At 72.2% G+C, this 8,766-nt stretch carries 12 protein-coding genes; 9 read left to right on the top strand and 3 right to left on the bottom strand.

All coding sequences use genetic code 11. From position 1 onward, the window contains the following. From AB0C20_RS33130 to AB0C20_RS33105, 6 genes are all read left to right on the top strand, one after another. Positions 1-428, top strand: a 428-nt coding sequence (locus AB0C20_RS33130) for a PH domain-containing protein (RefSeq protein ID WP_357569479.1), incomplete at its 5' end; no start/stop codon positions are given. Positions 429-531: 103 nt separating this feature from the next. Further along, positions 532-1,314, top strand: coding sequence for a SigE family RNA polymerase sigma factor (locus tag AB0C20_RS33125; RefSeq protein WP_357190942.1), 783 nt, complete (start codon positions 532-534; stop codon positions 1,312-1,314). After that, positions 1,311-2,573 carry a hypothetical protein gene (locus tag AB0C20_RS33120; protein WP_357190944.1) on the top strand — a complete coding sequence of 421 codons (1,263 nt, stop codon included), beginning with the start codon at positions 1,311-1,313 and terminating at the stop codon, positions 2,571-2,573. Before AB0C20_RS33125 ends, AB0C20_RS33120 begins: the two co-directional genes overlap by 4 nt. 53 nt (positions 2,574-2,626) lie before the next feature. Further along, positions 2,627-3,499, top strand: a complete 873-nt coding sequence (locus tag AB0C20_RS33115; protein ID WP_357190946.1) for a PHP domain-containing protein — start codon at positions 2,627-2,629, stop codon at positions 3,497-3,499. Between the two features lie 41 nt (positions 3,500-3,540). Next, positions 3,541-4,155 (top strand): MarC family protein, encoded by a 615-nt coding sequence (locus tag AB0C20_RS33110; protein ID WP_091394729.1) that lies wholly within the window; start codon positions 3,541-3,543, stop codon positions 4,153-4,155. A gap of 43 nt (positions 4,156-4,198) precedes the next feature. Then, complete coding sequence (locus AB0C20_RS33105; RefSeq protein WP_357569478.1) at positions 4,199-5,119, top strand: PD-(D/E)XK nuclease family protein; 921 nt, start codon at positions 4,199-4,201, stop codon at positions 5,117-5,119. Positions 5,120-5,139: 20 nt separating this feature from the next. On the opposite strand, the gene AB0C20_RS33100 is transcribed toward AB0C20_RS33105, so the two are convergent. Together AB0C20_RS33100 and AB0C20_RS33095 are read right to left on the bottom strand one after the other, a co-directional pair. Continuing rightward, the gene (locus tag AB0C20_RS33100) at positions 5,140-6,003 is read right to left on the bottom strand and encodes an oxygenase MpaB family protein (protein WP_357569476.1); all 864 of its coding nucleotides are present in this window, start codon (positions 6,001-6,003) and stop codon (positions 5,140-5,142) included. A 60-nt stretch (positions 6,004-6,063) separates the two neighbouring features. Then, the gene (locus AB0C20_RS33095) at positions 6,064-6,492 is read right to left on the bottom strand and encodes a Fur family transcriptional regulator (RefSeq protein ID WP_357190952.1); all 429 of its coding nucleotides are present in this window, start codon (positions 6,490-6,492) and stop codon (positions 6,064-6,066) included. A gap of 201 nt (positions 6,493-6,693) precedes the next feature. On the opposite strand from AB0C20_RS33095, the gene AB0C20_RS33090 reads away from it, so the two are divergent. From AB0C20_RS33090 to AB0C20_RS33080, 3 genes are all read left to right on the top strand, one after another. Continuing rightward, positions 6,694-7,176 carry a DUF2231 domain-containing protein gene (locus AB0C20_RS33090; RefSeq protein ID WP_238683853.1) on the top strand — a complete coding sequence of 161 codons (483 nt, stop codon included), beginning with the start codon at positions 6,694-6,696 and terminating at the stop codon, positions 7,174-7,176. A gap of 187 nt (positions 7,177-7,363) precedes the next feature. Next, positions 7,364-7,585 carry a hypothetical protein gene (locus tag AB0C20_RS33085; protein ID WP_357190954.1) on the top strand — a complete coding sequence of 74 codons (222 nt, stop codon included), beginning with the start codon at positions 7,364-7,366 and terminating at the stop codon, positions 7,583-7,585. Positions 7,586-7,909: 324 nt separating this feature from the next. Continuing rightward, on the top strand, positions 7,910-8,092 hold the full coding sequence (locus tag AB0C20_RS33080; protein ID WP_210781845.1) for a hypothetical protein: 183 nt from the start codon (positions 7,910-7,912) through the stop codon (positions 8,090-8,092). Between the two features lie 123 nt (positions 8,093-8,215). Here the strand turns inward: AB0C20_RS33080 and AB0C20_RS33075 are convergent, their stop codons facing one another. Then, positions 8,216-8,470 (bottom strand): hypothetical protein, encoded by a 255-nt coding sequence (locus AB0C20_RS33075; RefSeq protein WP_357569475.1) that lies wholly within the window; start codon positions 8,468-8,470, stop codon positions 8,216-8,218. Between the last annotated feature and the right edge of the window lie 296 nt (positions 8,471-8,766).

Here is an 8,766-nt window from a genome sequence, read left to right as displayed (position 1 = left end):
TCGGCTACCTCTCCGGCTTCCTCGCCGGGCAGGACGTCGGCGCGTTGACCACCATCGCCGTGCTGCTGTGGTTCGCGGTGATGGGCTGGGTGGCGTGGAAGGTCGCCGACTGGTGGTATGACCGGTTCATCCTGACCAACAAGCGGGTCATGGTGGTCAACGGCATCGTCACCCGCAAGGTGGCGATGATGCCGCTGGTCCGGGTCACCGACATGAAGTACGAGCAGACCCCGACCGGTCGAGCGCTCAACTACGGCACCTTCGTGCTGGAGTCTGCCGGCCAGGAGCAGGCGCTTCGCGAGATCAAGAACCTGCCCAATCCGAACGAGCTCTACCTGCGCGTCGTCGAGGAGATGTACGAGCCTCAGGCCGTCGAGGCGCGGCTCGGCAAGGAGGCCGACGAGGCCAAGGCCGACGACGGGGCGTGAAGGTTTTCGACCGAACATCGGAGCAAGTGCGCACCTTTCGTCATGGACCAGAGCGCCCCTGACGTGGCACTCTGCCAAGACGGCAGGGGTGTGGAGGTGGGCGGTGGCGAGCAAGGACTCGTTGGAGGAGCAGTTCCGCGAGTTCGTCGCGGCCCGCTCCGCCGCGCTCCTACGCACCGCTTATCTGCTCACCGGCGACTGGGCCACGGCCGAGGATCTGCTCCAGACGGCGCTGACAAAGACCTACCTCGCGTGGAAGCGGCTCGGCGGAATCGAGGCGGTCGAGCCGTACGCCCGGCGTGTGATGGTCAACACGTCGACCAGTTGGTGGCGGCGACGCTGGCACGGCGAACGCCCGACCGAGGTGCTGCCCGAGCGGGCCGGTGTCGACGAAATCGAGCAGCAACTTGACCGTGACCTGCTCTGGCGGCATCTCCGGGAGTTGCCCAACAGGCAGCGGGCAGTGCTGGTGCTGCGCTACTACGAGGACATGTCGGAGGCGCAGACCGCCGCGATGCTGGACATTTCACCGGGCACCGTGAAGAGCCAGTCGTCCCGGGCGCTCGCCACGCTGCGTCGGCGACTGGGCGCGGACGCACCGGAACTGGCAGCCGCCGCCGGCATCGCCGGCAGGTCTGCCGCTGCCGCCGGTCCAGGGGCCGCGACCGGTGCCCCCGGCCACACGACGGGCTCGGGTTCCCGGACCGGGCGAGTCCCGGCCGCCGGTGCCGCTGCCTCACCCCGTCCCGGACGGGTGCCTGGCCGACCTGTGCCCCGCCCGACCGCTCCGCGCCCCGCCGTGCCGCGTGGGATCACCCCGCAGGTCGTCCTGCCCACCGCCCCGGCGGCCGTGCCCGTCGGCACGGGCTCCGGGGACCAGCAGTGAGTCAGTTTCAGGGCCGGCACGACAACCTGACGGACGGCCCGCAGCGTTCATACCAGGTGCGGCCTGACGAGATGGAAGGTGCGGTGCGGGAGACACTCTCGCACCAGGTCGCCCTTGCCCGCCCACTGAGCGTCGATCCGGCCGGCCAGGCGATCCGTCGCGCGAACCGGATCCGACGTCGACGCACCGCCGCCGGCCTCGCCCTCGCGGCGGTCACCACTGTGCTGCTCAGCGCCGGCATGGCCCAGCTCGGTGCCGAGACCAGGCGGGACGGCTCACCCATCGTCGTGATCGGCGACCCGGACCCGACCAACCGACCGCTCCCGACGGCCAGCATTCCCGGCCCCGCCCCCTCGCCCACGACGTCGACCTCTCTCGTCGTCAGCGAGACGCTGGTCAGCGCCGACGGGCGGCGGCTGGTGCTACCCGACGTCGGGCCGGCCGAACGCGTCCAGCCGCTGCCCAGCGGCGGCGGTTGGCTGGTGGTCGGCGCGCCGAGCACCGCAGGACGTTCCCTGTGGGTGGTGCAGGACGACGGCCTGGTGCAGGTGCTGCTGGCCGGTGCCGGCGCGATCGTCCTGGCCCCGGACAGCCACCAGGTCGCCTGGCGCGACGGAGACGATCTCCTGATGGCGGGCGTGGTCGGCACCCAACTCATCGGGTCGGTGCGCACCCCGGTGCCGGCGGCGGCGGAGCCCGTCAGGTTCGTCGGTGACAGCGTGCTGGTCCGACTCGACAGGGCCAGCGCTGGTCACACTCTCTGGCGGCCCGGTGCGGGGCCGTTGCCCGACACCCTCGACCGGGAGAGCCTCAACGTCTACGGGCGACTGCCCGATGGGCGGCTCGTCGGCCAGGTCACCACTACCGATCCGGACCGGACCTGCCTCGCCATCCTCACCCCGACACGTCGCCTGGACCCGGTACGCACCGGCTGCGGTCGAGACCTGAGCCGGGACGGCGTCGGCGGGGTTTCGCCGGACGGGCGGTGGCTGCTGGTCAACGAGGGGAGCGGCACTGCCGGTCGGTCGGTGCTTGTCGACCTTCAGCGGCTCGGGCCGGTCACGACAGCCGCTGTGGCCGGGCCGCCGATGACCGGGGCGATCGTGTGGAGCGACGAGACCCAGGCCTCCTACCTCGACGGCACCGGCGAGCTGGTCCGGGTCGACGTCGGCCAGGTGCGGGCGGGAAAGCCCGCCAGCCCCGCTGCGGTGCCCGGCGTGCCAGCCGGAGAGCGGCCGATCCTGGTGAAGGACTTCTGACCCCGGGTGACCCATGTGAGCCGGGCTCACCGTTTCCTCGGTAACGTCGGGCGGTGACCTCGCGTACCGGCCCCGCCCCCCGGATCGACCTGCACGCCCACTCGACGGCCAGCGACGGCACGCTGACCCCGGCCGAGCTGGTCGGCGCGGCCTCCGACGCCGGGCTGGACGTACTGGCGATCACCGACCACGACACCACGGCCGGCTGGGCGCCGGCGGTGGGCGCGCTGCCGCCAGGTCTGCGCCTGATCCGGGGTGCGGAGTTGTCGTGTCGCTGGTCCGGTGCGCAGCCGGCGGTGCCGCTGCACCTGCTCGCGTACCTGTTCGATCCGGACCACCCGGAGCTGGTGGCCGAGCTGGCGCGGGTCCGAGCCGCCCGGGAAGAGCGCGGCGAACGGATGGTCGGCCTCCTGCGGGCCGACGGCATCGACGTGAACTGGCCGGACATCCTGGCCGGTGCGGGTGGCGGCACAGTGGGACGCCCGCACATCGCGCAGGCACTCATCGGCGCCGGCCTGGTCGGCAGCGTCCGGGAGGCGTTCGGCCCGGACTGGCTGGGCGAGCGGTACCGGCTGCCGAAGGAGGACATCGACGTGTTCCGGGCCGTTCGACTGGTCCGGGCGGCCGGAGGCGTGCCGGTCTTCGCCCACCCGCGAGCCACCCGACGCGGCCGGGTGGTGCCCGACGAGCTGATCGCCGAGCTGGCCGCCGCCGGGCTCGCCGGGCTCGAAGCCGACCATGAGGACCACAGCCCGGACGAGCGGGAGCACGTACGGGCGCTCGCTGCCGAGCTGGGTCTGCTCGTCACCGGCTCCTCAGATTTTCACGGCACCCACAAGACCGTTCAGCTCGGAGCGTTCAGCACCAGCGCCGAGGCGTACGAGCGGATCGTCGCCGAAGGGGTGACCGAGGTCGCTTCGGGCTGATCCGGGTATTTCGCCCATCGCGGCGCGGCTAGGTTGATCACGTGGATCTGAAGCTGTTCGGCGAGGTTTTCGTGACCCTGCTGGTGATCACCGACCCGCCGGGCATGATGCCGATCTTCCTGGCGCTGACCGGCCCGCTGCCCGCCCGCGACCGTAACCGAGCAGCCTGGCAGGCCGTCGCACTGGCGCTAGGCGTCATCGTGATCTTCGCGGTGGCGGGGCAGACTCTGCTCGACTACCTGCACGTGGACCTGCCGGCGTTGCAGGCGGCCGGTGGGCTGCTGCTCGTGCTCGTCGCTTTGGAGTTGCTGACCGGTAAGGCCGACGACCCGAGCCAGCAGGTCACCTCCAACATCGCGCTGGTGCCGCTGGGCACGCCGTTGCTGGCCGGCCCGGGCGCCATCGTGGCCACCATGCTCTTCGTCCAGCAGGCTGACGGGCTGGGAGAGTTCAGCGCCATCGCCGTGGCGATCCTTGCCGTGATGGTCGCCGTCTGGATCGTCCTGCGCTTCTCCGGCGGCATCGTGAAGATCCTCCGGCCGGGCGGGATCGAGGTGCTGACCCGGATCGCCGGCCTGCTGCTGGCCGCGATCGCCGTGCAGCTCATCGCCGACGCGGTGGCCGCGTTCGTCACGCAGTACGTGAACATGGCCTGACGGCACGCGCCCGATGTCGCAGGGGGATGGCAGGATCTCAGGAGTGCGACGATCCTCATCAGCGGGGCGGCCCGCCGCCGGCGGCCGGGCCCCGCGGCAGCGCGCTGGCGACGCCGAGCAGCTCGGCTTCGAGGGCATGCCGGAGCGGCTGTTCGTCTGCACCCCGAGCAAGCTCGGCGCGTACGCGGACTGCCCGCGTCGCTACCGCTACTCCTACGTCGACCGGCCCACCCCGCCCAAGGGCCCGCCGTGGGCGCACAACTCGCTCGGCGCCAGCGTGCACACCGCCCTGAAGAACTGGTATGCGCTGCCCGCCGACCGACGGCGTCCCGAGGCGCTGGCCACGCTGCTCAAGGGCACCTGGGTCCGCGAGGGCTACCGCGACGATGAGCAGGAGCGGGCCGCCTACCGGCGGGCGTTGGGATGGCTTGAGGCGTACGTCGAGACGCTGGAGCCGGATTCCGACCCGCTCGGCGTGGAGCGGGTGGTGGCGGTCAAGACAGCCGTGCTGGCGTTCAACGGTCGTACCGACCGGATCGACTCGCGGTCCGGCCCGGAGGGGCCGGAGCTGGTCATCGTCGACTACAAGACCGGCCGCACCGGGCTGGACGCTGACGACGCCCGGGGCTCGCAGGCGCTGGCGCTCTACGCGTACGCCGCCGAGCGGGTGTTCCGTCGGCCGTGCCGCCGGGTGGAGCTGCACCACCTGCCGACCGGCACGGTCGCCGGCCACGACCACACCGTCGAGTCGCTGGCCCGACAACTGGCCCGCGCGGAAGAGACAGCCCGCGACATCATGGCCGCCGAGCGGGCAGTCGCCGACGGCGCCGACGCGGACGAGGCTTTCCCGGTGGCGCCAGGCCCGCGCTGTGGCTGGTGCGACTTTCGGCGGCACTGCCCGACGGGTGCCCAAGTCCCGGGCAAAGAGCCGTGGGCGGCCATGGACCGGCCGGCCGACGGCTGATCGCCAGTGCAGAGGGTCGGTCAGCCGGCCAGCGGGGCGGCGGCGTGCCGCGCTGCCCGCTCCTTGGCTGCCTGTATCAACGGCCCCTCCAGGTAGCGGCGGGGGACGGCGGCGAGCGCGAGCCGCAGCGCGCGCACGGTCAGGTCCGCCGACAGCGCTGTGGTCGGCAGACCGAGACCTCCGTACATCCGGTGTGCCCACGTCGGCAGCAGCGCGAACGCGGTGCTGGCGATCCCCAGGTACGCCCAGCGTGGCGGGCCCAGAGTGAGCCCCAACCGGACCGGCAGGCTGAGCTTCCACGGCAGCGGCGGGGCGGTCAGGAACACCGCCGTCTCGGCGGCCTCCCGGGTCATCCGCAACTGTGGCCGTACGGTCTCGTAGTAGTCCGCGACCTCGGCGGCGGTCCCCGGGACGGTGGCCGGGTCCAGGCCGACAAGGGCGGCCGCGCGGCGCTGCTCGGTGTAGTAGCCGTCCACCTCGTCGTCGCTCAGCGGCAGCCCGGCGCGTCGGGCAGTGCTCAGGAACGACTCGACCTCGGTCACGTGCACCCAGCGCAGCAGGTCCGGTTCGTCGATCCGGAACTGCTCACCGGTGAACGTGTCGGTGGCCCGCAGCCGGTCGTGCAGTCGGCGCAGCCGGGCCCCGGCGGCCTGCGCCTCGGCGGTGGTCCCGTAGACGGTGGTTGCCACATAGGTCGCGGTGCGGACCAGTCGGCCCCAGGCATCGGTGCGGTAGTTGCTGTTCTGCGCGACCCCGGCCATGGCCCGGGGGTGCAACGCCTGGAGGTAGAGCGAGCGCAGGCCGGCGACGATCAGGATCGGCTCCTCGTGCACCTTCCACGTGACCGAACCCGGACCGAAGAGGCCGAGGTCATCGGAGTCCACCGTTCAAGAGTGCCACGGTCGGGCCGACCTCGCCGGTCACGTGCTGCCGGTGCCGGCTGATCAGACGTCGGCGGAGCGGCGGGCCCGGCAGCCCGGGCAGAGGCCCCAGAAGGTCACTTCGGCCTCGTCCACCTCGAACCCGTGCGCGCTGTTCGGCTCAAGACACGGTGCGCTGCCCACCGCGCAGTCGATGTCGGCGATCTCGCCGCAGCCCCGGCAGACCACGTGGTGGTGGTTGTCGCCCACCCGCGCCTCATAGCGGGCGGGACTGCCCGCCGGCTCGATCCGGCGTGACAGCCCGGCCCGGGACAGCGCGCCCAGCACGTCGTAGACGGCCTGGGTGGAGACCGAGTCGAGGCGTCCGCGCACCCGCCGGGTGATCTCGTCGACCTCCAGGTGGCCGCCGTCGGCCAGCACGTCGAGCACCGCGAGGCGGGGGCGCGTGACGCGCAGGCCCCTCGACCGCAGCAGCTCCTCGGCACCGGACATTGGCCAATGACAACACGCCCGACCCGCATCGACAACCGTCGCCCGCTCCGGGTGGCCACCGACACAGCCAGGCAAGATCGGGAGCACGGCCCACAGGATGAACCCGATCGACGCGCCGCGCGTGTGACCGGTCGAGAGCCTGCGGACGATCGGCGGACCATAGGCTGACCACCCCTGACCATGATCCACCTGGAGGGTTCGATGTTCGAGGAGATCCTGGGTCTACCGGTGCACGTCCTGGTAATCCACGCTGTCGTCGTGTTCGTGCCGCTGCTGGCGGTGCTGGCCATCGCGTACGTGGGGCTACCGCGGTGGCGGCACCGGCTGGACTGGGCCCTGGGCCTCCTCGCCGTGGCCGCGCCGGTGACCGCCTACGTCGCGGTCAAGTCGGGTGAGGCACTCACCGACGCGCTGGTGGCCCGGGGCTTCCAGGGGCCGATCCTCGACCAGATCTTCGAGCACTCCCGCTACGGCGACATCCTGTTACGCGTCGTGGTGCCGCTCGGGATCGTGGCCATCCTGCTGCTCGTGGCGACAAGCGGGCACCCCCGGGTGCCGCAGCTGCCCGCGCTGGTCACCCCGGTGCTGGCGGTAGCGGCCGTGGGGCTCTCCATTGCCGCCCTGGTCTACGTCTACCTGACCGGCCATTCCGGTGCCGAGACGGTTTGGGGCACCACCCTCTGAGCTGCTGCCCGAAGTGGGCTTCAGAAGATCACTCGCGAGCAGAGCAGACAGAGAAGTACCAGCAGCACCACGCCGGCAGCGGCGCCGAAGCCGTAGGTGACCCGCTGCGAGCGCTGCTCGGCCGCGTCCATGTCGGCCATGTCCTGCGGTGGCAGCTCTCGCGGCGGCGCCGGCTGCAGGTGTACGGGTGGACGCCAACCCGCCGGCGGCGGCACGCTCGGCGGCGGGCCGGAGTACCCGCTGGCAGTACGCCCCGTCGGCGCTGGCCCGGTCGGCCCAACCGGCGGCGGGCCGGCGTTCCCGCTGGGAGTGCTTCCTGTCGGCGCTGGCCCGGTTGGCCCGGCCGGCGGCGGGCCGGCGTTTCCGCTGGGAGGACGCCCCGTCGACGCCGGGCCGGCCTGCTCGTTAGGCGGTGGGTTGGTGGGCCCGGCTGGTGGTGGGTTGCTGGGCCCGCTTGTCGGTGGGTTGGTGGGCCAGGTCGGCGGTGTGGTCGCGGGCGCGGCGGGAGGTTGATCCGTCACCGCGTCGTCACCGGTGTCGGGCCGTCGCCAGTAGTCGTCCGGGGTGCTGCCACCGCTGGGGGTCGTCACGCCGTCCGACGCTACCAACGCCACCGGCGGCCCGGTCGCTTCTGGCCGGCGTGCCCACGGTCGGCGGTGCGGCTGGCTCTGGCCGGCGTGCCCAGAGCCGATGGCCCGTTCCACCGCCGTCGGCTGCGCTAGTCTTGCCGCTCGTGAGCACCGAGGACCCTGGCACGCACGGCGCACGTGGAGACGATGACCGCGCCGTCGACCTGAGCGAAGACTTCGTGGTGCTGCCCGAGCAGACCACTGACGACACCGACCGTGGTTGGGGCGAGCGGTCGGGCGGCAACGACGACTGGCTGCTCGCCGAACGCCCCCCGCACTGGGACTGAACCCCCGGAGGCGCGGCCAGACCCACCTCGACCTCGGCCGGTCGGCCGACCGTGCTGATGAACGGGCAGGACGGCTTCGTAACGGAACCTGTCCCATCGTGGTCGTGCCCTCCGGCGGGCGGGTCAGCCCTCTCCGATTCCGGCCCCTGCTGACGGCGGTGGAGTCTGTGGTTGCGGGGTTCGGCCTGCCACCGAGGGCGCGTCGGCGGGGGCATCGGAGGGCACGGCGGCCGGCGGGCATCCGGTTGGGGTGTGCAGGACCGCGGCGGCCAGGCCGAGCAGCGCGGCGACCAGCCCGGCCCGGAGCAGGGTGCCCCCGCCGGGCAGAGTGAGCTGGCGCAGCGGCCGCAACGCCCGCGCGGAATACGGATCGACCATCGCCTCTGTTGCCTCCCGTCCCCGAGCGCCGCAGTGGCACCCGTGTACGGGAGGTTAGGCAGTTCCCGCCGCCTCGGCCGACCCACGGCCGACGCCTGTGGACAACCGCCCGGCCTGTGGAAAACGCGCATCCGTCAGCGCGATTTGCTATGGCAGCCGCTTTGATCGACTCGGGATCAAGGAAACCGGGCGGTCAGAGCGGCTTGGGCTCAAGTGGTTGTTGCAACGGGGTGGATTCTCGTCAGGATGAGGGGTCATGCCGGGGCAGAGGTTGTCGTCCGCGGAGCGGGCGCAGA

The sequence above is a fragment of the Micromonospora sp. NPDC048843 genome (genome assembly GCF_040649965.1).
Classification (GTDB): domain Bacteria; phylum Actinomycetota; class Actinomycetes; order Mycobacteriales; family Micromonosporaceae; genus Micromonospora; species Micromonospora hortensis.
The sequence above is the reverse complement of the archived record's forward strand: the minus strand, read 5'-3'. Positions and strand labels throughout refer to the sequence as shown.